Below are 23,676 nucleotides of genomic sequence, written 5' to 3' on the forward strand. Positions count from 1 at the left end.
CCGGTGCCACGAAGGTCGGACGAGCCGCGCCGGGACCCCACGGGGTCCCGGCGCGGTTCTTCGCGTGACGGCAGCCCCACCGACCCCGAGCCGCGCACCGGCGAGCCGGGCATCGGGGGCATCTCCGGCGCCCGCGCGTACACGCCACGGGGTCGGACCGTCCGCGACGAGCGCGGCACGCCGCCGCGCGGTGTGGGCGGCGAGCAACGGCGTACCCCGCGCAGCACCCGCTCCGGCGATCCGTTCCGGCCGGCGTTGCAGGTGCTCGACGGCGGCCGGGCCGCCGCCCGGGCCGGTCGCCGCGACGCCCCGGCCGCCGGGCGGGGCGGCGTGGTGCGCACCGTCGCGCCGCGTACCCCCCGTGGGCCGGGCGTCGACGAGCCGCCGCCGCGCCGACGGACCACACCGCGCGCGCCACGCCGCGCCGAGCGCCCGGCGGCCCGGCGGCCGTCCCGCAAGCCACCGCGCCCGCCGAAGCTTGCCGACTCGCGGCTGCGGCTGCGGCTGGGCACCGCCCTCGCCCTGACGTTGTTCGTGACCATCGGGATCCGGCTGATCTTCCTCCAGACCGTCGACGCACCGGCGTACGCCGGCGGTGGCGTCGTCGACCGCACCCGCACCGTCGAACTGCCGGCGCCGCGGGGCGCGATCTACGACTACCGGGGCGAGCCGCTGGCGCGCAGCGTCGAGGCGCGGTACGTGTTCGCCGACCCCACGAAGGTCGAGGACCAGGCGGCCACCGCCAAGGCGCTCTCACCGCTGCTCGCCATCCCGGCGTCGAAGCTCGTCGCGCTGATGAAGCCGCGCAAGCTGGACAACGGCAAGGAGTCCACGTTCGCCTACCTGGCCCGGGGGGTGGAGATCGCGACCGCCAAGCGGGTGCAGGCTCTGGAACTGCCCGGCATCGGGGTGCACCGCGACGAGCGTCGCGAGGTGCCCGGGGGTGACCTGGCGGCCAACCTGATCGGCTTCACCAGCCAGGACATGGTCGGGCTGGAGGGGCTGGAGGCTCGCTACGACGACGTGCTCGCCGGGCAGGACGGCCAGCGGCGGTACGAGGCCGGCCTCGGTGACCTCGACGCGGCGATCCCGGGCGGCTACAGCCAGACCACCCTCGCCAAGCCGGGCAGCTCGCTGTGCCTCACCATCGATCGTGATCTGCAGTACCGGACGCAGCAGATCCTCAGCGCGGGCATGGCCCAGCTGCGGGGCGGCACCGGCGCGGCCGTGATCATGGAGATCCCCTCCGGCGCGGTGCTGGCCCAGGCCAGCAATCCCACCTACAGCGCGGCGAAGCCGACGGACAGCACCCCGGTCGAGCGGGAGGACGCGGCCACCAGCTTCATCGTCGATCCCGGTTCGGTGCACAAGGCGATCACCTACGGCGCGGCGCTGCAGGAGGGGGTGATCACCCCGGACACCACCCTGCCCATCGCCAACCGCATCAAGATGGGCGACACCTGGTTCTCCGACACGCACCCGGCCGGTGGCAAGCGGATGAGCATCCCCGGGATGCTCGCCTACTCGTCGAACGTCGGGGCCATCACCGTCGCCGACAAGCTCGGCCGGGACCGGTTGATCGACTACCAGAAGCGGTTCGGGCTGGGCAGGCCGACCGGTGAGGGGATGCCGGGGGAGGCCGGCGGGCGACTGCTGCCGGCCGAGGAGTGGAGCGGATCGTCGGCCGGGTCGGTGCCGATCGGGCACAGCGTCGACGCCACCCCGTTGCAGATGGCCGCCGCGTACGCCGCGATCGCCAACAACGGCACCTACGTGCAGCCGCACCTGGTCAAGGAGGTGATCGGCCCGGACGGCAAGCGCACCCCGGCGCCCGCTCCGGTGACCCGGTCGGTGCTCAGCCCGCAGAACGCGGCGGCCCTGCGCACCATGCTGGAGGCGGTCACCACAGTCGACCACGCCACCGGGCTCACCGCCGCGGTCCCCAGTTACCGGGTCGCCGGCAAGACCGGCACCGGCCTGCGGTTCGTCGACGGCAAGCAGCAGCCCGGCGAGGTGTCCTCCTTCATCGGCATGGCCCCCGCCGAGAACCCCCGGTACGTGATCGCCGTCTTCGTGTACGCGCCCAACTACGGGGGCGCGGCGGTCGCCAATCCGGCGTTTCGCGACATGATGCAGTTCACCCTGCGTCACTATCGCGTGCCGCCGTCCACAGGTTCGGCACCCAAGTTCGTGGTCTATCCGCGCTGAGCAGCGGTGGCGGGACATCATCGGTGGGTGCCGACGAACCACCGGGGCGGCTGTACGGCCGGAACCGGACGACCGGGTAGGGTCTGACGCCGTGCCTGGCAATCCACGTCCACGTACCGTGACCGGAGTCCGGCTCGGTGACCTCGCCGTCCGGCTCGCCGTCGACCTCCCGGCGGACGCCGCCACGGTGACCGTCACCGGGGCGACCCACGCCAGCCAGGAGGTCCGCCCCGGCGACCTGTACGCGGCGCTGCCCGGCGCCCGTCGACACGGCGCGGAGTTCGCCGCCGGCGCGGCCGAGGCCGGCGCGGTGGCCCTGTTGACCGACCCGGCCGGCGCCGAGCTGGCGGCGGCGAGCGGTCTGCCCGCCCTGGTGGTGCCCGACCCCCGCGCGGTCCTCGGCGAGCTGGCCTCGGCGGTCTACGGCGACCCGACCGCCGCGCTCACCGTGATCGGCGTGACCGGCACCGCCGGCAAGACCTCCACCGCGTACCTGGTCGAGTCGGGGCTGCGGGCCGCCGGACACACCACCGGGCTGATCGGCACCGTGGAGACCCGCCTCGGTGACCTGGTGATCGACAGCGTGCGCACCACCCCCGAGGCGACCGACCTGCACGCGATGCTGGCCACCGCCCGCGAGCGTGGGGTCACCGCCGTGGTCATGGAGGTCTCCAGCCACGCGCTGGCCATGGGCCGGGTGGGCGGTGTCCGGTTCGCCGTGGGGGGCTACACCAACTTCGGCTCCGACCATCTGGACTTCCACGCCGACAGCGACGACTACTTCGCCGCGAAGGCCCAGCTCTTCGACGGGCGCTGCGCGGTCGAGGTGCTCAACCACGACGACCCGGCGTTGCAGCCGCTGCACAAGCCGGCCACCGTCACCTACTCGGCGGCCGGTGACCGGGGCGCGACCTGGTGGGCCGACGGCGTGGGCGGCGAGGGGTACGCCCAGCGGTTCACCGCGCACGGCCCGGACGGTGTGGTCCTCTCCACCGGGGTGGCGCTGCCCGGCCGGCACAACGTGGCAAACGCGCTGTTGGCCATCGCCGCCCTGGTGGGCGCCGGGGTGGACCCGGTGACCGCGGCGGCCGGCGTGGCCGCCTGCGGTGGCGTACCCGGCCGGTTGGAGCTGGTCGACAGCGTCGGGCCGGTGCGTGGGGTGGTCGACTACGCGCACAAGTCGGACGCGATCGTGGCCGTGCTGGCCGCGCTGCGGGAGCTGAGCGTCGGCCGGTTGATCTGTGTGCTCGGCGCCGGCGGGGACCGGGACCGGGGCAAGCGGCCGGTGATGGGCGCTGCCGCCGCCGAGGGCGCCGACGTGGTGTTGGTGACCGACGACAACCCGCGTACCGAGGATCCGGCGGAGATCCGCGCCGAGGTGCTCGCCGGGGCGTACCGGGCCGGCACGGCCGCCCGGATCATCGAGGTGTCCGGTCGGCGGGCCGCGATCGACGAGGCGGTTCGGTTGGCCGAGCCGGGCGACGTGATCGCGCTGCTCGGCAAGGGGCACGAGCGCGGCCAGGAGGTGGCGGGCGAGGTGTTTCCGTTCGACGACAGCGTCGAGCTGGCCGACGCGCTGCGGGCCCGCTTCGGAGACCTGGCGGGTCGGCGATGATCGCGCTGAGCCTGGCCGAGGTGGCCGCGGCGGTCGACGGGCGGCTGGTGGGCGCCGATCCGGCCGCCACCGTGACTGGTTCGGTGGAGTTCGACTCGCGCAAGGTGGGGCCCGGTTCGCTCTTCGTGGCCTTTCCGGGCGAGAAGGTCGACGGGCACGACTACGCGGTGACGGCGGTCCGGGCCGGGGCGGTGGCGGTGCTCGGCAGCCGCGAGGTGCCCGGGGTGCCGATGGTGCTCGTCGACGACGCCCTGACCGCGATGGGCCGGCTGGCCCGCGCGGCGGTGGACCGGCTGCCCGGGTTGACCGTGATCGGCGTGACCGGCTCGTCGGGCAAGACCACCACCAAGGATCTGATCGGTCAGCTCACCACCCGGCTCGGGGCCACGGTGGCGCCGCCCGGGTCGTTCAACAACGAGCTGGGGCACCCGTACACCGCGTTGCGGGCCGGGCCGGACACCCGCTACCTGGTGATGGAGAAGGGCGCGCGCGGGATCGGGCACGTCCGTTACCTGTGTGAGCTGGTGCCGCCCCGGATCTCCGTGGTGCTCAACGTCGGCACGTCGCACATCGGCGAGTTCGGCTCGCAGGAGGCCATCGCGCAGGCGAAGGGCGAGCTGGTCGAGGCCCTGCCGCCGGACGGGCTGGCCGTGCTGAACGCCGACGACCCGCGGGTGGACGCGATGGCGAGCCGGACGCGGGCCCGGGTGGTCCGCTACGGCGAGGCGTCGGACGCCGACGTGCGCGCCGAGGACGTCACGCTCGACGAGCGGGGACACCCGTCGTACACACTCGTCACCCCGGAGGGGCGCGCGCCGGTACGGCTCGGGCTGGCCGGCCGGCACCAGGTCGGCAACACCCTCGCCGCGGCGGCGGTGGCCCGGGAGCTGGGCATGCTGCTCACGGAGCTGGCGACGGCCCTCGGCGAGTTGGGGCTGGTGTCGACCCGCCGGATGGACGTCTTCGACCGCCCCGACGGGGTGACGGTCATCGACGACTCGTACAACGCCAACCCGGCCTCGATGGCGGTGGCGGTGCGGGCGCTGGCCAGCATGGGTCACGGACGGCGTACCGTCGCGGTGCTTGGTTACATGGCCGAGCTGGGTCCGTTCGAGTACGACGGCCACGCCGAGGTCGGTCGACTCGCGGCCGAGCTGGGCGTCGACCGGCTGCTCGTGGTGGGCGAGCCGGCCGCGCCGATCCACGAAGGCGCGACAGCGGTAGCGAACTGGGGAGGAGAGTCGGTGCTGCTCACCGATCAGGCGGCGGCCGTCGAGGTGCTGCGAGGCGAGCTACGACCGGGCGATGTCGTCCTGGTCAAGGGCTCCCGGTACCGGACCTGGGAGGTGGCCGACGCCCTGCGCGCCGACACCGGTGGGGAGTCGACCCGATGAGGGCGGTCATCGTCGCCATCGGGGTGGCCTTCATCGTCTCGCTCTTCTGCACCCCCATCGCGATCAAGGTGTTCACCCGGCTCAAGGCCGGTCAGCCGATCCGGTCCGACGGCCCCGCCATGCACCAGGGCAAGAAGGGCACGCCCACGATGGGTGGCGTGGTCTTCATCCTGGCCACGGTGATCGCGTACGTGGCCGGGCACCTGGCCCTGACCACCCTGCCGGACAAGCAGATCGCCCAGGTGGAGCCGACCATCACCGCGCTGGTGCTGCTGGGGCTGATGGTCTTCTCCGGCGCGGTCGGTTTCCTCGACGACTTCCTCAAGGTGCGCAAGCGCAACAGCGCCGGTCTGAACAAGCGCGGCAAGTTGCTCGGGCAGATCCTGGTCGGTGCGGTCTTCGGGGTGATCGCGCTGTGGTTCCCGAGCACGATGACCGACGGTTCGGGCGTGGCGACGAACACCGAGACGGTGGGCAGCACGACGCTGAGCTTCATCCGGGACATCGACTTCCTGGAGGTCAGCAAGGTCGGCGCGGTGATCATCTTCATCTTCGTGGTGATGGCCGCGACGAACGGCGTGAACCTCACCGACGGTCTGGACGGTCTGGCCACCGGCGCGTCGGTGATGGTGCTGGCCTCGTACGCGCTCATCGCGTTCTGGCAGTACCGGCACTGGTGCGCCGACCCGAACTACACGCAGCCGTACTGCTACGAGGTCCGCGACCCGTTGGAGATCGCGCTCATCGCCGGGGCGGCGGCCGGGGCCTGTGTGGGCTTCCTCTGGTGGAACACGTCCCCGGCGCGGATCTTCATGGGCGACACCGGGGCGCTGGGGTTGGGCGGTCTGATCGCCGGCATGGCGATGTCGACCCGCACCATCCTGCTGCTGCCGATCATCGGCGGGCTCTTCGTGATCATCACGATGTCCGTGGTGATCCAGATCATCTCCTTCAAGACCACCGGCAAACGGGTGTTCCGGATGTCGCCACTACAGCACCACTTCGAGCTGGCCGGCTGGAGTGAGGTCAACATCGTGGTGCGCTTCTGGATCATCGCCGGCATCGGGGTGGCCATCGCCCTGGGCCTGTTCTACAGCGAGTTCCTCGCCAACATGACCTGATCCGCGCGACGACACGCCCGGTGTGTCGTTGTGGGCCGCTCGGGCGCGTTCAGCGGTGATGATGTCGGGGTGGGGGAGGATCCAGGCACCGACGACAGGACAGCCGGCCGGCCGCGACGGTCACCGGGCGCGACGCGTACCGCGGAGGCCGGCGCGCCGCCGGACGACACGCGCGGCCCGGAACCGAATGCCACACCGCGCGCGACGGAACCGGCGACGCCCGTGCCGCTGCGCGGGTGGGACGCGGCCGGCGGGCTCGCCGCGCTGCGTGGCCTGCTGGACCGGCCGCTGGCGTCCTACTACCTGCTGTTGTCCAGCGCCGGCCTGCTGCTGCTGATCGGGCTGACCATGGTCTTCTCGGCGACAAGCGTGAAGGACTACGCCCAGGACGGCAACGCCTCGGCCTCGGTGACCAAGCAGGCCATCTTCGCGGTGATCGGCATCGGGGCGTTCTGGGCCTGTCAGCGCCTGCCCGCCAGCACCTACCGCTCGCTGGGCCGGCCCCTGCTGTTCACCTCGATCGCGTTGCTGCTGGTGCTCAACCTGCTGCTGGCCTACGCGCGCCTGACGAGCCAGAAGTCCGGGCAGATCGGGCCGATCGAGGCGCGGCTGAACTGGCTGTTCATCGGCGGAATCCAGGTGCAGCCCTCCGAGCTGGCCAAGTTCGCGCTCGTGCTCTGGGGCGCGCACGTGATCGCCCGCAAGGGGGCGGCGCTGGGCTGGTGGCGGGAGCTGGCCACCCCGCTCTTCCCGGTGCTGGGCCTGCTCTTCGTCCTGGTCGGCTACAACGACACGGGCACCATGCTCTGCCTGCTGGCCCTGGTGGTCGGTCTGCTCTGGGCCGCCGGCGTACGGATGCGGGTCTTCGGCACCCTGACCGTGGTCGGTCTGCTCGGCGTCGGGCTGCTCATCGCGGTGGCCTCGCTGGGCGCCGGCTCCGGCGAGAAGGGCGCGGACAACTACCGCCTGGCGCGACTGACGCTCTTTCTCAACCCACCGCCGCCGGACAAGTGCGGAGACCCGTGTTACCAGGTCTACCAGGGTCGACTGGCCATCGAGCACGGCGGTTGGTTCGGCGTCGGGCTGGGCAAGGGCAGCGCGAAGTGGGACTGGCTGCCCGAGGCGCACAACGACTTCATCTTCGCGATCATCGCCGAGGAGCTGGGCGTGATCGGGTGCGTCGTCATCCTCAGCCTGTTCGCGGTCCTCACGTACACCGGGTTGCGGATCGCCAGGCGGGTCGACGATCCGTTCCGCCGGCTCGCCGCCGCCGCCGTGACCACCTGGCTGGTCAGCCAGGCGGTGATCAACATCGGTGGGGTGGTGGAGCTGCTGCCGATCACCGGCCTGCCGCTGCCGTTCATCTCCGACGGTGGAAGTGCCCTGGTCGTGACGTTGGCCGCGATCGGCATGCTGGCGTCCTTCGCCCGCGCCGAACCCGATGCGGCCAGAGCACTGCATGCCCGTCCGCCGGCCCGGTGGGTCCGACTACTCTGGGCCCCGTTGCCGCCGCTTCCCGGCCGGCGCCGCCGACCGGCGACGCCGCCGCCGGCTGGCCGAGGGTCCGTGCCCCGGTCCCGCGAGCGGCGCCACGACGACCAGGCCGCGCCGCGCGGGGTCCGCCAGGACCGCAGCCGCGGGGGTACGGCGAGCGAGAGGAGACGCTGATGGGTCCGCTGCGTTCGGTGGTGCTCGCGGGAGGTGGCACCGGGGGGCACATCTACCCGTTGCTCGCCTTCGCCGACTGCCTGCGCCGACACGACCCGGGCGTCCGGATCACCTGCCTCGGCACACCCAAGGGCATGGAGAACGACCTGATCCCGCCGCAGGGCTACGACCTGCGGCAGATCCCCGCGTACCAACTGCCCCGGTCGGTCAACATGAACCTGGTCCGTACCCCGGGGCGGATGTGGACCGCGGCGCGCGCCGCGGGCAAGGTGATCGACGAGGTGAAGGCCGACGTGGTCGTCGGCTTCGGTGGGTACGTCTCGGTGCCGGCCTACCTCGCCGCCTGGCGCCGGGAGCTGCCCATGGTGATCCACGAGGTGAACGTGCCACCGGGTGTGGCCAACCGGCTGGGCATGAAGTTCACCAAGAACATCGCCGTCGGTTTCCCACACCAGCCGAGCCAGGCCGAGTCGCTGCGCGACGCCACGATCGTCGGGGTGCCGCTGCGCCGCAGCATCGCGGGGCTGGACCGGTACGCGCTGCGCAACGCCGCCCGCGCCCACTTCGGGCTCCGCCCGGACCTGCCGGTGCTCTTCGTCTCCGGCGGCTCGTCGGGTGCCCGTTCGATCAACCTGGCGGTCTCCGGGGCGGCCAAGGAGCTGGCCCGCAACGGCGTGCAGGTGCTGCACGTGATGGGCGCCCGCAACGAGCCGGTGCCGATCCCCACCGACCTGCCGGTGCCGTACGTGACGTTGCCCTACCTGTCCGAGATGGAGCTGGGCTACGCCGCCGCCGACCTGATGCTGGCCCGGGGCGGGGCGATGACAGTCGCCGAGGTGGCCGCGATCGGGCAGCCCACGATCTACGTGCCGTACCCGCACAGCAACCAGGAGCAGCGGCGCAACGCGCTGCCCGTGGTGGAGGCCGGCGGCGGGCTGCTCGTCGACGACGCGGAGCTCACACCGGACTGGTTGGAGCGCACCGTGATCCCCCTCATCCGCGACCCCCAGCGGTTGTACGCGATGGGCGCCGCCGCGGCGGCGTACGGGCGGCGCGACGGTGACGAGGCGTTGCGCTCCTTCGTCATCGCGGCGGTGGCCCGATGACGGCGCAGTTCACCCCGGCCGGCACGCTCACCGCCGAGGACCTGGGGGCCGTCCACCTGATCGGGGTGGGTGGGGTGGGCATGCTCGGCGTGGCCCGGCTGCTGCTCACCCGGGGCATCCGGGTGTCCGGCAGCGACCTGCGGGAGTGGCCCTCGCTGGAGGGGCTGCGGGCGCTCGGCGGCACCATCCACCTCAGCCACGAGGCGAGCAACCTCGACGGCGTGGACACCGTCGTCTACTCGTCGGCCATTCCGCAGGACCACCTGGAGCTGGTCGAGGCGCGTCGGCGCGGCCTGCGGGTGCTGCACCGCTCGGAGGCCCTGGCCGCGGCGATGACCGGCCGTCGGGCGGTGGCGGTCGCCGGCACCCACGGCAAGACCACCACCACCTCGATGGTGACGATGGTGCTCCAGCAGGCCGGTGTGGACCCGTCCTTCGTGATCGGCGGGGAGATCTCCGAGGTCGGCTCGGGCGCCCACCACGGCACCGGCGAGCACTTCGTGGTCGAGGCGGACGAGAGCGACCGCTCGTTCCTCATCTACCGCCCGTACGTCTCGATCATCACGAACGTCGAGGCCGACCACCTGAACACCTACGGCGACTACGCGACGCTGGAGGCGGCGTTCGTGGAGTTCGCCCGCCTCACCGACCCGGACGGGTTCATCATCACCTGCGCCGACGACCCGGGCGGTCGGCGGCTGGCCGAGAGCCTGCGCGCCGAGGGGCGGCGGGTGTTCACCTACGGCGAGGCCGCCGACGCCGACCTGCGGTTGACCGAGATCGTCTCCTCCGCGCGCGGGGTTCGCTACCTGGCCGCGATCGACGGCCGGTCGCTCGGCGAGTTCCGCCTGCCGGTGCCGGGGCGGCACATGGGGTTGAACAGCGCCGCCGCCGTGCTGGCCGCGTACCTGCTGGATCTGCCGCTGGAGGCGGCCGAGACGGCGCTCGCGGTCTTTCCCGGCGTGCGACGGCGCTTCGAGCGCAAGGGTCTCGCGGACGGCGTGCTGGTCTACGACGAGTACGCCTACCACCCGACCTCGATGACCCTCGCGATGCAGACGCTGCGCGAGGTGGCCGGGGACGGACGGTTGATCGTCGTCTTCCAGCCCTACCGGCTGTACCGCACCCGTGACAACCAGGCGGAGATCGCCGAGGCGCTGGCCATCGCCGACGAGGTGGTGCTGCTGGAGGTCTTCGGGCCGGGAGAGCTGCGGCAGCCCGGCGAGGGTTCGGCGGCGCTGATCGCGGCGGTGGACCTGCCCGCCGACCGCAAGATCTTCGTGGAGTCGTGGGAGCAGGCGCCGGTCGAGGTGGCCCGCCGGGCCCGTTCCGGGGACGTGGTGGTCACCATGGGCGCCCCGCCGATCTCGCTGATGGGCGACGAGTTGCTGGCGGCCCTGGGCGAGCGCACGGACGGCCCGGCGCGGACCGCGACCGTCGACCCGGCGGCCACGTCCCCGGCGATCACCGACTCGGTGCGGGGTGGGACCACGGCCGGCGGCGACGGAGCGGCTCTCGGTGGCACCGCCGCGCCCGGCGGCGCGGCGCCCCTGGCCGGATGAGTCCCGGCCCGGCCCGGGGGCGGACCAGCGCCGCCGACGGTGGCGCCCCGCGCCGTGGCCCGGCGCGGCGGTGGCAGCTCGTCCGGGCGGGTCGCGACGCGGTACCGCCCTCGACCCGCCGGTTCATGGCTCGTGCCCGGCAGCGTCGCATGCGTGCGGCGCTGCCGTGGGCGGTGGCGGCCGGGGTGCTGGCGTTGGCCGGGCTGGTCGCCTGGACGGTGCTCGGCACCGGGTTGTTCGGGGTCCGGGAGGTGCGGGTGGAGGGTGCCGGGCTGGTCACCCCGGTCCAGGTGCACGACGCGGTCCGCGTGCCGGACGGGGTGCCGCTGGCCCGGGTGGACCTGGCCGCCGCCGCCCGCCGGGTCGGTGCGCTGCCGGCGGTGGAGCGGGCCACTGTCTCCCGGGACTGGCCCGACGTGCTCGTGGTGCGGGTGACCGAGCGGACTCCGGTGGCGGTGGTGCCGCAGGGGGCGGCGTTCGCCCTGATCGACCGGAGCGGTGTCGCGTTCCGGACGGTGGACCGGCGTCCCGCCGATCTGCCGCAGGTGACGGTGGGCCAGCCGGCCGCCGACGACCCGGGCACCCGGGCCGCGCTGGAGGTCCTGGCCGCGCTGACCCCGCAGCTCCGCGCGCAGTTGGTGGACCTGAAGGTGGAGGGGTTGGCCCGGATCAGCCTGCGGTTGCGGGGGGATCGGACGGTGGTCTGGGGCGACGCGACCCGGGGGACGGACAAGGCCCGGGTGGCCACCGCCCTGCTGGGTGAGGACGCCAACCGGATCGACGTGAGCGCGCCCGATGTGGTGACCTTTCGCTGACCGGGGAGCGCCACCGGAGGTGACTCGTCCCGCTCGGCTCGGCGACACGCCGGTCGGGTCCTTGGCTCATCGCGCGGTGGCGCTTACGTTGCCCCGAAGAGGAACAGTGGTTGACATAACTGTAAGCCTCTAGTAGAGGGTGAGGGTTCACCTCTGAGCCTCGCTGGTGACAGCTGTCGTCGGCCGCTGGTCTGGCCACGCCGTAACCGGTCGGCCGAAGCCAATCTCGAAGGAAAGGACCGGAGATGACACCTCCGCACAACTACCTGGCGGTCATCAAGGTCGTCGGCATCGGGGGCGGCGGGGTCAACGCCGTCAACCGGATGATCGAGGTTGGGCTCAAGGGCGTCGAGTTCATCGCGATCAACACGGATGCCCAGGCGCTGCTGATGAGCGACGCCGACGTCAAGCTCGACGTGGGCCGGGAGCTGACCCGCGGCCTGGGCGCCGGCGCCAACCCCGACGTCGGCAAGAACGCCGCCGAGGACCACCGCGACGAGATCGAGGAGGTGCTCAAGGGCGCCGACATGGTCTTCGTGACCTGCGGCGAGGGCGGCGGCACCGGCACCGGTGGCGCGCCCGTGGTGGCCAACATCGCCCGCAAGCTCGGCGCGCTGACCATCGGCGTGGTGACCCGGCCGTTCTCCTTCGAGGGCAAGCGCCGCCAGGTGCAGGCCGAGACGGGGATAGACGAGCTGCGCAACCAGTGCGACACGCTCATCGTGATCCCGAACGACCGGCTGCTGGCCCTGGGCGACCGCAACATCAGCATGATGGACGCGTTCCGCACGGCGGACCAGGTGCTGCTCTCCGGTGTGCAGGGCATCACCGACCTGATCACCACCCCCGGTCTGATCAACCTGGACTTCGCCGACGTCAAGAGCGTGATGAGCGGCGCCGGCAGCGCGTTGATGGGCATCGGCAGCGCCCGCGGGGAGAACCGCGCGGTCGAGGCGGCCGAGGCGGCCATCTCCAGCCCGCTGCTGGAGCAGAGCATGGACGGCGCGCGAGGCGTGCTGCTCTCCATCGCCGGCGGTTCCGACCTGGGCCTGTTCGAGATCAACGACGCGGCCCAGCTGGTCACCGACGCGGCCCACCCGGACGCCAACATCATCTTCGGCGCGGTCATCGACGACGCGCTCGGCGACGAGGTGCGGGTGACGGTCATCGCGGCGGGCTTCGACGGCGGCACTCCGGCGTACAAGGCGGCCGAGCCGACCCGCAAGACCAACACCAACCAGCCGGCGCCGCAGAGCACCCCGGTGCCGGCGCCGGTCAGCAACCCGACACCGGCCCAGTCGCCGCGTCGCGTGCTCTTCGACGACGTGGACGTCCCCGACTTCCTCAAGAACGGGTCCTGAGCACCGCCGATGACCGACAGCTCAGCCACGGTACGACCGGACCGGCACGCCGAACTGGCGGCCGGCCTGGCCCAGATCCGGTCCCGTATCGCCGACGCCTGCGCGTCTGTCGGTCGGGACCGCGCCGAGGTCACGATGATCGCCGTGACGAAGACCTACCCGGCCAGCGACGTGGTGGCGTTGGCCGGGCTCGGGGTGACCGACATGGGGGAGAACCGCGACCAGGAGGCGGCCGGTAAGGCCGCCGAGGTGGCCGCCGCCGGAGTACGTCCACGGTGGCACTTCATCGGCCAACTGCAGCGCAACAAGGCCCGCTCGGTGGTCCGCTACGCCGACGCGGTGCACTCCGTGGACAGCGTCCGGCTGGCCCGGGCGTTGGCGGCCGCGACGGCCGACCGGGAGGTGCCGCTGGACGCCATGGTCCAGGTGAGCATCGACGGCGACGCGGCCCGGGGCGGAGCGCTGCCCGGTTCGGCCGATCCGGGGGCCGGGTTGGAACCGGTGGCCGAGGCGATCGCCGACGCGCCGGGGATGCGTCTGGTCGGTCTGATGGCGGTGGCTCCGCTGGGTTGGGAGCCGGACCGGGCCTTCGCCCGCCTCGCGGAGGTCGCCAGTGCGTTTCGGACGGTCCATCCGGGAGCCACCGGATTGTCCGCGGGTATGAGTGGAGATTTCGACATCGCGATCCGATACGGCGCGACACATGTCCGCGTCGGTAGCGCGTTGCTCGGAATGCGTCCCACGCTGCGGTAGCCTGACCGCGAGACAAGCAAATTACATCAGTGTTGTTTCAGGGGCGGCGTCTCCTGGTCGGGGTCGTGCGCGCGACGCGAATCGCGTGCTTGGGGGATTGCGGTTCCGGTCCGATGGGCATGGTTGTCCACTCGCGACGGGCGACATGGCACGGGGGCGCGTGCCGCACGGCGGACGGAAGGGCGCGGGATGGGTGCACTGCGCAAGGCGGGGGTCTGGCTCGGTCTGGTCGAAGAAGACGACGAGCGGGCCTACGACGACGGTGGCTACGACAAGGGTGGCTACCGCGACTCGCGGTACCGGCAGAGCCGGTACGCCGAGGAGTTCGCCGACGAGGACGAGGACGACGCCGAGGAGCCGCCGGCTCCCCGGTCGCGCGCCAGTGAGCGGGGTCGACTCTCCGAGCGGACGAGCGGGCGGTTGAGCGAGTCCGAGCGTGGTGACAGTGAGCGCCCGGAGCGGGTCGAGCGGTCCAGCGTACGGTCGATCACCAGGTCGTCGGCGGGCGAGACGTCCGGCGCGCTGACGTACCACACCCGGGACAACCTGGCCCTGGCGCCGCAGGTCACGTCGCGGGAGCGGGCGCTGCCCGAGGAGGAGCAGCGATACCAGATCACCACGCTGCACCCGACCACGTACCGGGAGGCGCGCACCATCGGTGAGCACTTCCGCGACGGCGTCCCGGTGATCATCAATCTCACCGAGATGGATGAGGCGGATGCCCGCCGTCTGGTTGACTTCGCGGCCGGACTGGCGTTCGGCCTGCGCGGTACGATCGAGCGCGTGACCAATCGGGTGTTCCTGCTCTCACCGGCTAACGTCCAGGTCACCGCTGAGGACAAGGCCAAGATCGCTGAGGGCGGCTTTTTCAGTTTGAGTTGACCCCCGCCCGACCCGAGGGACGTCGCTGACCGTGTTGTCGATCTTACTGCAAGTGCTGTACCTGATCCTTTATGTCTTCCTGCTTTTGCTTCTGTCCCGGTTCGTGTTGAGCGCCGTCCTGCAGTACGGCCGACGCTGGCAACCGGGCCGTGGCGCATCGGCAGGATTGGAATCCGTGTGGAGCGTCACTGATCCCCCTCTCAACGCGTTGAGGCGTGTGATCCCTCCGCTGCGAATTGGTACCGTGAGCATCGACCTGGCCTCCCTTGTGCTCCTGGTTATCCTGTTCGTGCTGATGGAGTTCGTGTTAGGGCCGTCGATCAGGGCATCTGCCTGATGACCGACGCGCTTTCGCGGCCGCAACTGACCCGAGGAGTTTCGATGCCGCTGACCCCGGCCGACGTCCACAACGTCGCCTTCAAAAAGCCGCCGATCGGCAAGCGGGGGTATGACGAGGAGGAGGTCGACGCCTTCCTGGACGAGGTCGAGCGCGAGCTCGCCCGTCTCATCGAGGAAAACAACGAGCTGCGCGCCCAGGTGGAGCGCGGCGGCCGTGGCGGTGCCCCCGCGGGCCCCGGCGGCGACGCCCGACTGGCGGCGGAGCTCAACGACGTCAAGGCCCAACTGGACCGGGTGCAGCGCGACAAGTCGGCGGCCGAGCAGGCTGCCCGCGCGATGCAGGCCGAGCTGGAGCAGGTCCGCGCGACCGGCGGCCCGGCCGGCGGCGTCACCGGTGACGGTGAGCAGCAGGCCCTGCGCGTGCTGATGATGGCCCAGCGCACCGCCGACGACCACGTGTCCGACGCGCGCCGCGAGGCCGACCAGCTGCTGTCCGAGGCTCGTGGCAAGGCCGAGGAGGTGACCCGCGAGGCTCGCGCGAAGGCCGACGCCCTGGAGCGGGACGCCCGCCAGCGGCACCAGGAGGCCATGGGCGGCCTGGACGCCAAGCGCACGGCCCTGCAGAAGCACATCGAGGAGCTCAAGCAGTTCGAGCGCGAGTACCGCACCCGGCTCAAGGCGTACCTGGAGAGCCAGCTGCGTGACCTCGACGGTCGCGGCCAGGGACTGGAAGCCGAGATGACCCGCTCCGAGGCAGGCCGGGTCGCCGGCGGCAACGGGCTGGCCGCTGCGGGCCTCGCCGGTTCGTACGGCAGTGGGCGTTCCGGCGCCCTCGAAGCCGGACGCTGAGCGCCGGCCGGCGATCGTTCTCCGCACATGGTGACGGTCGCCGGCCCTGTCTGGACGGTACGACGCGGCGGGGGTGAGCCGTGATAGTCGCAAGTCTTCTGCTCATCCTCGTCGCAGTGGTGCTCCTGGTGCTCGGCCTGGCCGGTGGCTCCAGCTTCATGTTGATCATCTCTATCGCGGCCAGTCTGCTGGCCGCCGTGGCGTTGGTGGTGGGTGCCCGTCAGGCAGCCGCCAACCGTGCGACGGCGGATCCCGGCCGGACCGGCCGGTGGCAACCCGACCCACCCCGCACGGCCAGCCAGGCCACGCAGGGTGTCGCGTACGGGCCGCCGCTGGTCGAGCCGGAGGTGCCGGTCCAGCATGTGCCCACGACGGTCGGTACCGGCGGCACCGGGTGGCGGCAACCACCCGCGCCGCCGGTCGACCACGACGCGCCCGCTGACGCGCCGCTCGACGACGCGCCCTCGTTCGACGGGCGGGCCGACGACGCGTCCCCGTTCGACGGGCGGGCCGACGACGTGCCGGGCTTCGACGCGCGGCTCGACGACGCGCCCCCGTTCGGAGAGTGGCCGCCGTTGGGGACGCCGGCCGACGACACGTCCCCGCCGGTCCGCCCGGTCAGCCCCGCGCCGTCGACCGACGACGATCCGAGCCACGGCGCCCCGGCCGCCGACGAGCCCGCCGAGCAGCGGGTCACTCCCGCCGAGGCCGCCCGGGTGGCGCGACTGACCGACGCCGTCGAGGTGGTGGACGGCCACCCCCGCTACCACCTCGCCAGTTGCCCGCATCTCGCCGGCCGGGTGCCCGAGACGCTGCCGGTCGCCGAGGCCGCCGAACTCGGTTTCACCCCGTGCGCGACCTGTGCGCCGGCCACCGCCCTGCTCGCCGACGCCCGGCCGATCTGAAGCGGCCCCCGGTGCCCGCGCAGGACACGCTCACCGTGGCGGTACGCGTGAAGCCCGGCGCCTCGTCCGCCCGGGTGGGTGGCCGCTTCGACGGCCCGCACGGGCCCGCCCTCGTGATCGCGGTCCACGAACCGGCAGTCGACGGTCGGGCGACCGAGGCGGCTCGCCGGGCCCTCGCCGCTGCCCTGGGTGTCCGGCGGGCCGAGGTCGCCCTACGCGCCGGCGCGGCCAGTCGGGACAAGCTCTTCCTCGTCGATCGGCCCAGCCCGGAGCTGTCCGCGGCGCTGCGCCTACTGCGCGACGGATCCGCCGAGTGAGGAACGCCCAGGCCGGGCAGCCGTGACGCCCGGCTTCGACATCGCGCTGTTGCTGGGGGCGGCCGTGCTGCTCGTCGCCGTCGGCGCGGTGCGGCTCTCCACCCGGCTGGGTGTGCCAAGCCTCCTGGTCTATCTGGCGCTGGGCGTGGCGATCGGCGAGAGTGGGCTGGGCATCCACTTCGACGACGTCGAGTTGACCCGTACCCTCGGCTTCTGCGCGCTTATCGTGATCATCGCGGAGGGCGGTCTGACCGCCCGGTGGTCCACGCTGCGACCGGTGCTCGGGCTGGCGTCGGCGCTCTCCACTGTCGGCGTGGTCGTGAGCATCGTGGTGGTCGGTGTCGCCGTGCACCTGTTGCTGGGGTTGGACTGGCGGTTGGCGCTGCTCTACGGCGCGGTGCTCTCGTCCACCGACGCGGCGGCCGTCTTCGCCACCCTGCGCCGGCTGCGGCTGCCGCCCCGCCTGGTGGCGACGCTGGAGGCCGAGTCGGGCATGAACGACGCCCCGGTGGTGCTGCTCGTGGTGCTGCTGTCGCACCAGGGCTGGTCGCACCCGTGGTGGTACGAGGTCCTGCTGGTCTGCTACGAGCTGGGCGTGGGCGCGGCGGTGGGCGTGGGCGTGGGCGTCGCCGGCATCTGGGCGCTGCGCCGGGCCGCGCTGCCCTCGGCCGGGCTCTACCCGATCGCCGCGGTGGGCATCACCGTGCTGGCGTACGCCGCGGGGGCGGTGTTGCACGCCTCGGGTTTCCTCGCCGTCTACGTGGCCGGGGTGCTGCTGGGCAATGCCCGGCTGTCGCACCGGCGGGCGATCCTCGGCTTCGCCGACGGGTTGGCGTGGCTCGCCCAGATCGGGTTGTTCGTGTTGCTCGGGTTGCTGGCCTCGCCGGGCCGGCTGGACGCGGCGGTGGTGCCGGCGGTGGTCGCGGGGCTGGCCCTGGTGCTGCTGGCCCGCCCGCTGTCGGTGGCCGTCTCGGCGCTGCCGTTCCGGGTGGGCCTCCGGGAACAGGCGTTCCTGTCCTGGGCCGGGCTGCGCGGGGCGGTGCCGATCGTGCTGGCGACAATTCCGCTCTCCGAGCGGGTGCCCGGCGCGGAGCGCCTCTTCGACGTGGTCTTCGTGCTGGTGGTGATCTTCACGCTGGTGCAGACCGGCACGCTGGGGCCGTTCGCCCGCCGGTTGCGGGTGACCGCGCCGGCGGAGGCCACCGAGATCCATCTGGAGACCGCGCCGCTGGAGCGGATGCGGGCGGACCTGCTGCAGTTGGAGGTGCCGCCGGGCTCACGGTTGGCGGGTGTGCACGTCGACGAGTTGCGGCTTCCGCTGGGCGCGTCGGTCACCCTGGTGCTCCGGGACGGGGTGGGTTTCGTGCCCAGCCCGGGCACCCGGTTGAAGACCGGCGACAGTCTGCTGATCGTGGCGACGGCCGGGGTGCGCGACGCGGCCGAACGGCGGCTGCGGGCGGTCAGTCGGCGGGGTCGGCTGGCCCGATGGTTTGGCGAGTACGGGGATGAGGCGGTCGGTTGACCTGCTAGCGTTCCCTTTGCCCCAGTTAGGCAGGGCTCGGGGTAGTTAAGCGGTGCGACGGTGCGGCACGTTGTCGGACGCCTGTACGTTCCGTATTCTTGCCAACCTCCGGAGTGCGCGGCCATCGTCGCCGTGCGCCCCTTTTCGTACATCTAGGGGACGTCGTGGTTGACGCCCCCTGACCAGGTGCCGCGGACAACGCGGCTCCGCGGCCGAGGGAGCGACCCATGGCGAAGCCAGCCGACACCAGGACCGCCGGGCGCAAGCCGGTGGCCAAGGCCACCCGCAGCACCGCGGAGACCGAGAAGATCCGGGCGGCGCTGGCGGCGCGGCGGGACGAGCTTCGCGCCGAGTACGATCAGACGCTGAGTGAGATCACCGAGCTGCAGCGCGATCGGCTGACCGACTCGGCCGGGGACGACCAGGCCGACACGGGCACCAAGACGCTCGAGCGGGAGCAGGAGATCTCCCTCGCCAACAGCATTCTGGAACGGATCACGCAGGTCGAGCGCGCTCTGGAGCGTCTCGACGAGGGTGGTTACGGCTGGTGCGAGCGGTGCGGCAACCCGATCCCGGTCGAGCGCCTCGCCGCCTTCCCGTCGGCCACCCAGTGTGTGACGTGCAAGCAGCTGGAGGAGCGGCGCTGAGGTCCGCTCCCCGGCGGCGATGAGACGGTGAGCGATCACCGCCGAGACACCTCGATGGGGAGCGCATGACCGCAGCACCGTCCGCCGAACCCGGCCGCACCGACCCGGGCGGCGACAAACGTCGCCCCCGGGCCATCGCGATTCTCGCCGGAGTCGCCCTGGTGGCCCTGCTGGCCGACCTGGTCACCAAGCACCTCGCGCTCGCCGCGTTGACCGACCGGGAGCCGGTCCGGCTGCTCGGCGGGGCCGTCTACCTGAGCCTGACCCGCAACAGCGGCGCCGCCTGGAGCATCGGCGCGGACCACACCTGGATCTTCCCGCTGATCACCATCGGTGTGGTCGGCTGGATCGTCTGGATGGCCCTGCGCCTGCGCTCGCTGCCGTGGGCGATCTGCCTCGGCCTGGTGCTGGGCGGCGCGCTCGGCAACCTCGTCGATCGGATCTTCCGGGCCCCCGCGCCCTTCCACGGGCACGTGGTCGACATGATCAGCCTCTTCGACCCGTACGGCCAGGTCTGGCCGGTGTTCAACCTGGCCGACAGCTCGCTGGTCTGCGGTGTGCTGCTGGCCATGCTGTTGGAGTTGACCGGCCGCCAGCGGGACGGTCGACGGGCCGGGCGCGACGGCGCCCCGGTCGAGACGGACGCCACCCAGGGCGCGGACCAGCGGGAGCGGGCATGACCTCCGCGTTCGCCGCAGGCGGCGACAAGCGTTCCCTCCCGGTCCCGGACGGCCTCGACGGCATGCGACTGGACCAGGCGGTGTCCCGGCTCTTCGGGCTCTCCCGCACCGCCGCCGCGGCCCTTGTCGACGCCGGGGACGCGCTTGTCGACGGCGCCTCCCGCGCCAACTCGCACAAGGTCAAGGCCGGCTCCTGGCTGGAGGTCACCCTGCCCGCCCCGGTCGCACCGCCGACAGTGGTGCCGCAGGCGGTGCCCGGCCTACGGGTGGTCTACGCCGACGACGACATCGTGGTGGTCGACAAGCCGGTGGGGGTGGCCGCGCACCCCAGCCCCGGGTGGACCGGTCCGACGGTGATCGGCGCCCTCGCCGCGATCGGGCACCGCATCTCCACGAGCGGCGCCGCCGAGCGGCAGGGCGTGGTGCACCGGCTCGACGTCGGCACCACCGGGATCATGGCGGTGGCCAAGAGCGAACACGCGTACACGGCGTTGAAGCGGGCCTTCAAGTACCGCGAGGTGGACAAGGGCTACCACGCGGTGGTGCAGGGTCACCTGGACCCGCTGCGCGGCACCGTCGACGCGCCGATCGACAGGCACCCCACCCACGACTACCGCTGGGCGGTGGTCTCCGGTGGTAAGCCGAGCATCACCCACTACGACACCCTGGAGGCGTTCCCGGCGGCCAGCCTCGTCGACGTCCGACTGGAGACCGGCCGGACCCACCAGATCCGGGTGCACTTCTCGACCATGCGGCACCCGTGCGTGGGTGACCTGACCTACGGTGCCGACCCCACCCTCTCGGCCCGTCTCGGCCTGGCCCGACAGTGGTTGCACGCCCGCGAACTGAGCTTCCTGCACCCCCGAACGGGGGACGAGGTCCGGTTCGTCAGCGACTACCCTGACGATCTGGACCGCGCGCTCCAGATCCTGCGTGACTGAGCGGCGACCGCCCGACACCGATCCGACGAGGGGATCCCGCCCGTGCGCGCCGGCAACCTGCTGCGGCAGTTGGACCAACGGTTGCTGCCGCCGCTGACCCGGGCCGTGACCCGGATGGGCGACCGGCCGACCCGGTCCGGGGTGCTCACCTGGGCGGCCGCGCTGTCCGCGGCGGCGGTGCTGGGCACCGCGCTCTGGGCCGCCGACGAGACCCCGCTCGGCGACCGGACGGTGGGCGAGGTGACCCGGGTCGGAGTCTCCGACGGCGACTCCGTGCCCGGCTACCTGCGGTCCGCCGCCGCCGACCTGGCCGCGCTCGCCGAGACTCCCCCGGCCGCCGAGGACGGGACCTACGCGCTCGTCACACTCGTCGCGTACCTGCCGCCGCAGCGTCTGGCGACGGTGCTCGGCGACGTTCCGGTCTCGACGGTCTTCGGGCGGGTCCCGCTGCCGGGGCGGCAGACCGAGATCGTCAAGATTCCCGCGCTGCGGGTGCCGGACGACGTGGTCGCCGGAATGGGCGAGGTGGCGGCCCGCAAGGAGACCGAGGCCGCGGACTACCGGGCCAGGGCCACCGCTGTCGACGGCGACGGCGAGAGCGAGCGGGAGTTGCGCGCGCTCTACGTCAGCGGCGCCGAGGTGGCGACGGCCGAGGCGGCCGCGTACCGCACCGGCTGCGCCTGCGTCTACGCGGCGGTGGTACGAGCGGCGCCGGCGGTGTTGCGCGGCATGGCGGCCCGGCCGGACGTGCGGGCGGTCGACCCCGCCCCGGAGGTTCACCGGCTGGACCGCACGGTCTTCACGCCGCCCCTGCCGGAGCAGCGTGACGTGGTGCGCCCGCCCGCCGACACCGGAGCGAGTCCGAAGCCGACGCCAGCCCAGCGGTCGGAGCCGGCCTCGCGCACCCCGGCGCCCACGGCGTCGGTGGGCGAATCGTCGGAACCCGCACCCGTCGTGACGATTCCGTTACCCGTGCCGTCCTCGCCGGAGCCCACCGGGCCGCCCCCGTCGAGCGTCACCACCTCGCCGGACGTCACCGACGCCGGCGAGCCGCCGACGCCCACGCCGTCGTGATCTGCGTCGGCTGGTGTGCGTTCTGAGGTGTGGTCCGAATAGGGTTTGCTTCGTAGCCTGTCAGACGAAGATCGATGGTGCTGGGAGGGCGGGCCGTGGAGGGCAGTGAGACCGGCTGGGGCCGGCCGGCCGAACCAGCGCCGCGGTGGCGTGCGTTGTTGGACCGCGCCCGGCTGGGCGGTCGCGGCGCGGAGCAGACCGAGCCGGAGCGGCGGGCCGACGAGGCGCCGCCGGACCCGCTGCCGCGACGTGCGGCCCCGAACGGGCACGCCGGGAGGGCGCCCGCCGTCGGGCATCCGGCGGATTCGTCGTACGGCGCGGACCCCGCCTACCGGGCCGAGGCGACCTACCGCGTCGACCCCGCCTATCGGGCTGAACCGACGTACCGGGCGGATCCCGCCTACGGGGCCGAGCCGGACTACCGGTCGGAGCCGGCGTACCGCTCCGAGCCGGCGTACCGGGCGGAACCGGCGTACCGCGCTGAACCGACCTATCGCGCGGAGCCGGACTACCGGGCGGAGCCGGACTACCGGGCCGAGCCGACCTATCGCGCCGAGCCGGACTACCGGGCCGAGCCGACCTATCGCGCGGAACCGGGCTATCGCGCCGAGCCGGACTACCGCGCGGATCCGGCGTACCGGGCCGAGCCGGGTTACCGGGCGGAGCCGGGCTATCGCGCGGAGCCGGAGCCGGGCTACCGCGCGGAGCCGGACTACCGGGCCGAGCCGGCGTACCGCGCCGAGCCGGGCTACCAGGCGGAACCGGCGTACCGGGCCGAGCCCGAGCCGCCGCCCCGCGCGCCCGAGGCCGCCCAGTCCCGCTACGCGCTGCTGGACAACGGCTACCGGCCGGGCGACCCGCCGGTGGAGTCGCGGTACGCGCTGTTGGAGACCGGCTACCAGCCGGAGACCGGCTACCCGGCGGCCGCGCCGCCACCCCCACCTGTCGCACCCCCGGTCACCCCGCCGGTCGCGCCTCCGACCACCCCGTCCGTCGGCTCGGCGGTCTCCGAACGCGCCTACCCGGCCCGGGTCGAGTGGCGCTCGCAGGGCGCCGACCCGGAGCTGGAGCGGGCCAACGGGGTGCTCCGCCGCGACCTGGGCACGCCCCGGGTGTTCGCCTTCGCCAACCCCAAGGGCGGGGTGCACAAGACCACCGCGACCGTGCTCGCCGCGGCCACCGTCGGCAGCGTGCGCGGGAAGGGCGTACTGGCCTGGGACGACAACGAGCTGCGCGGCACCCTCGGACTGCGCGCCGGCAGCGCCCGGCACGCCCGGACGATCCGGCACCTGGTCAGCGACCTGGCCCACATCGAGATCCTGGAGGACTCGACCCTGCTGGGTCGGCTCGACGACTACCTGCGGCACGCCTCCGACGGCTCGTACGACGTGCTGGCCGGCGAGGAGAGCCCGCGCTTCGCCCAGCGACTGGACCAGTTCACCGTCCGGCGGGTGTTGGAGTTGCTGCGGCGCACCCACGACGTGGTCTGCGTGGACACCGGCAACAACGTGGAGAGCCCCAACTGGCGCACCGTGATGCAGGCCGCGGATCAGCTGGTGGTGACGACCGTCCCCCGCGAGGACGCGGCGTTCAGCGCCGACTGGATGCTCGACCTGCTGCACGAGGAGGGCATGGGCGAGCTGGCGGACAACGCCATCACCCTGATCTCCTGCCCGACCTCGGGCCGCTCGCCCCTGCAGGACGACCTGGAGCGGCACTTCGCCACCCGTACCCGGGGGGTGGCGGTGGTGCCGTACGACCCGGCGCTGGAGACCGGGTCGTCGATCGAGTACCACCAGCTCCAGCCGGAGACCCGGCAGGCGTGGCTGCGCGCGGCGGCCATGATGGTGGAGCCGTTCGCCCGGTGAGCTGGTCTGTCGCCACCGGGGCCCCGGCCCCACACCGGGCCTGAGAGGA

20 protein-coding genes and 1 pseudogene are annotated in these 23,676 nt (G+C 72.9%); all 21 read left to right on the forward strand.

Features of this window, described 5'->3' with window-relative positions; all coding sequences use genetic code 11:
• Positions 1 to 3 precede the first annotated feature (3 nt).
• The gene (locus tag ACPXBU_RS24495) at positions 4 to 2,208 is read left to right on the forward strand and encodes a peptidoglycan D,D-transpeptidase FtsI family protein (RefSeq protein ID WP_425759817.1); all 2,205 of its coding nucleotides are present in this window, start codon (positions 4 to 6) and stop codon (positions 2,206 to 2,208) included.
• Positions 2,209 to 2,299: 91 nt separating this feature from the next.
• The gene (locus tag ACPXBU_RS24500; RefSeq protein WP_425759818.1) at positions 2,300 to 3,823 is read left to right on the forward strand and encodes a UDP-N-acetylmuramoyl-L-alanyl-D-glutamate--2,6-diaminopimelate ligase; all 1,524 of its coding nucleotides are present in this window, start codon (positions 2,300 to 2,302) and stop codon (positions 3,821 to 3,823) included.
• A complete protein-coding gene (locus ACPXBU_RS24505; protein WP_425759819.1) occupies positions 3,820 to 5,217 on the forward strand; it encodes a UDP-N-acetylmuramoyl-tripeptide--D-alanyl-D-alanine ligase in 1,398 nt (465 codons plus the stop codon). The genes ACPXBU_RS24500 and ACPXBU_RS24505 overlap by 4 nt, the downstream gene beginning before the upstream one ends.
• Positions 5,214 to 6,338: a phospho-N-acetylmuramoyl-pentapeptide-transferase gene (gene mraY / locus ACPXBU_RS24510; protein ID WP_393363381.1), complete on the forward strand. Its 1,125-nt coding sequence runs from the start codon at positions 5,214 to 5,216 to the stop codon at positions 6,336 to 6,338. The genes ACPXBU_RS24505 and mraY overlap by 4 nt, the downstream gene beginning before the upstream one ends.
• 222 nt (positions 6,339 to 6,560) lie before the next feature.
• Entirely contained in the window at positions 6,561 to 8,006 is a 1,446-nt protein-coding gene (locus ACPXBU_RS24515) for an FtsW/RodA/SpoVE family cell cycle protein (protein WP_425759864.1), read from the forward strand.
• Positions 8,006 to 9,112, forward strand: coding sequence for an undecaprenyldiphospho-muramoylpentapeptide beta-N-acetylglucosaminyltransferase (gene murG, locus ACPXBU_RS24520; RefSeq protein WP_357556319.1), 1,107 nt, complete (start codon positions 8,006 to 8,008; stop codon positions 9,110 to 9,112). The genes ACPXBU_RS24515 and murG overlap by 1 nt, the downstream gene beginning before the upstream one ends.
• Positions 9,109 to 10,674 carry a UDP-N-acetylmuramate--L-alanine ligase gene (gene murC / locus ACPXBU_RS24525; RefSeq protein ID WP_425759820.1) on the forward strand — a complete coding sequence of 522 codons (1,566 nt, stop codon included), beginning with the start codon at positions 9,109 to 9,111 and terminating at the stop codon, positions 10,672 to 10,674. The genes murG and murC overlap by 4 nt, the downstream gene beginning before the upstream one ends.
• Entirely contained in the window at positions 10,671 to 11,489 is an 819-nt protein-coding gene (locus tag ACPXBU_RS24530) for a cell division protein FtsQ/DivIB (protein ID WP_425759821.1), read from the forward strand. The genes murC and ACPXBU_RS24530 overlap by 4 nt, the downstream gene beginning before the upstream one ends.
• Before the next feature lie 245 nt (positions 11,490 to 11,734).
• Complete coding sequence (gene ftsZ / locus ACPXBU_RS24535; protein WP_357251061.1) at positions 11,735 to 12,850, forward strand: cell division protein FtsZ; 1,116 nt, start codon at positions 11,735 to 11,737, stop codon at positions 12,848 to 12,850.
• 9 nt (positions 12,851 to 12,859) lie between these two features.
• Complete coding sequence (locus ACPXBU_RS24540; protein WP_393363372.1) at positions 12,860 to 13,603, forward strand: YggS family pyridoxal phosphate-dependent enzyme; 744 nt, start codon at positions 12,860 to 12,862, stop codon at positions 13,601 to 13,603.
• Between the two features lie 189 nt (positions 13,604 to 13,792).
• Entirely contained in the window at positions 13,793 to 14,485 is a 693-nt protein-coding gene (locus ACPXBU_RS24545) for a cell division protein SepF (protein ID WP_393363369.1), read from the forward strand.
• A gap of 31 nt (positions 14,486 to 14,516) precedes the next feature.
• The gene (locus ACPXBU_RS24550; protein WP_030334503.1) at positions 14,517 to 14,822 is read left to right on the forward strand and encodes a YggT family protein; all 306 of its coding nucleotides are present in this window, start codon (positions 14,517 to 14,519) and stop codon (positions 14,820 to 14,822) included.
• A gap of 44 nt (positions 14,823 to 14,866) precedes the next feature.
• A complete protein-coding gene (locus ACPXBU_RS24555; protein ID WP_357251070.1) occupies positions 14,867 to 15,673 on the forward strand; it encodes a DivIVA domain-containing protein in 807 nt (268 codons plus the stop codon).
• Positions 15,674 to 15,753: 80 nt separating this feature from the next.
• A pseudogene (locus tag ACPXBU_RS24560) lies at positions 15,754 to 16,140 on the forward strand (hypothetical protein); the annotation flags it as partial.
• Positions 16,141 to 16,589: 449 nt separating this feature from the next.
• Entirely contained in the window at positions 16,590 to 16,895 is a 306-nt protein-coding gene (locus ACPXBU_RS24565) for a DUF167 domain-containing protein (RefSeq protein WP_425759822.1), read from the forward strand.
• A gap of 22 nt (positions 16,896 to 16,917) precedes the next feature.
• Entirely contained in the window at positions 16,918 to 18,417 is a 1,500-nt protein-coding gene (locus ACPXBU_RS24570) for a potassium/proton antiporter (RefSeq protein ID WP_425759823.1), read from the forward strand.
• A 227-nt stretch (positions 18,418 to 18,644) separates the two neighbouring features.
• Complete coding sequence (locus ACPXBU_RS24575; RefSeq protein ID WP_124770807.1) at positions 18,645 to 19,064, forward strand: TraR/DksA family transcriptional regulator; 420 nt, start codon at positions 18,645 to 18,647, stop codon at positions 19,062 to 19,064.
• A gap of 65 nt (positions 19,065 to 19,129) precedes the next feature.
• Positions 19,130 to 19,744, forward strand: a complete 615-nt coding sequence (gene lspA / locus ACPXBU_RS24580) for a signal peptidase II (RefSeq protein ID WP_425759824.1) — start codon at positions 19,130 to 19,132, stop codon at positions 19,742 to 19,744.
• Positions 19,741 to 20,685 carry an RluA family pseudouridine synthase gene (locus ACPXBU_RS24585; protein WP_425759825.1) on the forward strand — a complete coding sequence of 315 codons (945 nt, stop codon included), beginning with the start codon at positions 19,741 to 19,743 and terminating at the stop codon, positions 20,683 to 20,685. The genes lspA and ACPXBU_RS24585 overlap by 4 nt, the downstream gene beginning before the upstream one ends.
• Positions 20,686 to 20,727: 42 nt before the next feature.
• The gene (locus ACPXBU_RS24590) at positions 20,728 to 21,759 is read left to right on the forward strand and encodes a hypothetical protein (RefSeq protein ID WP_425759826.1); all 1,032 of its coding nucleotides are present in this window, start codon (positions 20,728 to 20,730) and stop codon (positions 21,757 to 21,759) included.
• 95 nt (positions 21,760 to 21,854) lie between these two features.
• The gene (locus ACPXBU_RS24595; RefSeq protein ID WP_425759827.1) at positions 21,855 to 23,627 is read left to right on the forward strand and encodes an ATPase; all 1,773 of its coding nucleotides are present in this window, start codon (positions 21,855 to 21,857) and stop codon (positions 23,625 to 23,627) included.
• The last annotated feature ends 49 nt before the right edge of the window (positions 23,628 to 23,676 follow it).

The organism is Micromonospora sp. DT231, from assembly GCF_049847025.1.
Lineage (GTDB): Bacteria > Actinomycetota > Actinomycetes > Mycobacteriales > Micromonosporaceae > Micromonospora.

Bases quoted from the DNA above. Each gene is read 5' to 3' on its own strand.
- mraY (WP_393363381.1), top strand. From the start codon at position 5,214: ATGAGGGCGGTCATCGTCGCCATCGGGGTGGCCTTCATCGTCTCGCTC.
- ACPXBU_RS24530 (WP_425759821.1), top strand. From the start codon at position 10,671: ATGAGTCCCGGCCCGGCCCGGGGGCGGACCAGCGCCGCCGACGGTGGC.
- ACPXBU_RS24575 (WP_124770807.1), top strand. From the start codon at position 18,645: ATGGCGAAGCCAGCCGACACCAGGACCGCCGGGCGCAAGCCGGTGGCC.
- ftsZ (WP_357251061.1), top strand. From the start codon at position 11,735: ATGACACCTCCGCACAACTACCTGGCGGTCATCAAGGTCGTCGGCATC.
- ACPXBU_RS24505 (WP_425759819.1), top strand. From the start codon at position 3,820: ATGATCGCGCTGAGCCTGGCCGAGGTGGCCGCGGCGGTCGACGGGCGG.
- ACPXBU_RS24545 (WP_393363369.1), top strand. From the start codon at position 13,793: ATGGGTGCACTGCGCAAGGCGGGGGTCTGGCTCGGTCTGGTCGAAGAA.
- ACPXBU_RS24540 (WP_393363372.1), top strand. From the start codon at position 12,860: ATGACCGACAGCTCAGCCACGGTACGACCGGACCGGCACGCCGAACTG.
- ACPXBU_RS24585 (WP_425759825.1), top strand. From the start codon at position 19,741: ATGACCTCCGCGTTCGCCGCAGGCGGCGACAAGCGTTCCCTCCCGGTC.
- murC (WP_425759820.1), top strand. From the start codon at position 9,109: ATGACGGCGCAGTTCACCCCGGCCGGCACGCTCACCGCCGAGGACCTG.
- lspA (WP_425759824.1), top strand. From the start codon at position 19,130: ATGACCGCAGCACCGTCCGCCGAACCCGGCCGCACCGACCCGGGCGGC.
- ACPXBU_RS24555 (WP_357251070.1), top strand. From the start codon at position 14,867: ATGCCGCTGACCCCGGCCGACGTCCACAACGTCGCCTTCAAAAAGCCG.
- murG (WP_357556319.1), top strand. From the start codon at position 8,006: ATGGGTCCGCTGCGTTCGGTGGTGCTCGCGGGAGGTGGCACCGGGGGG.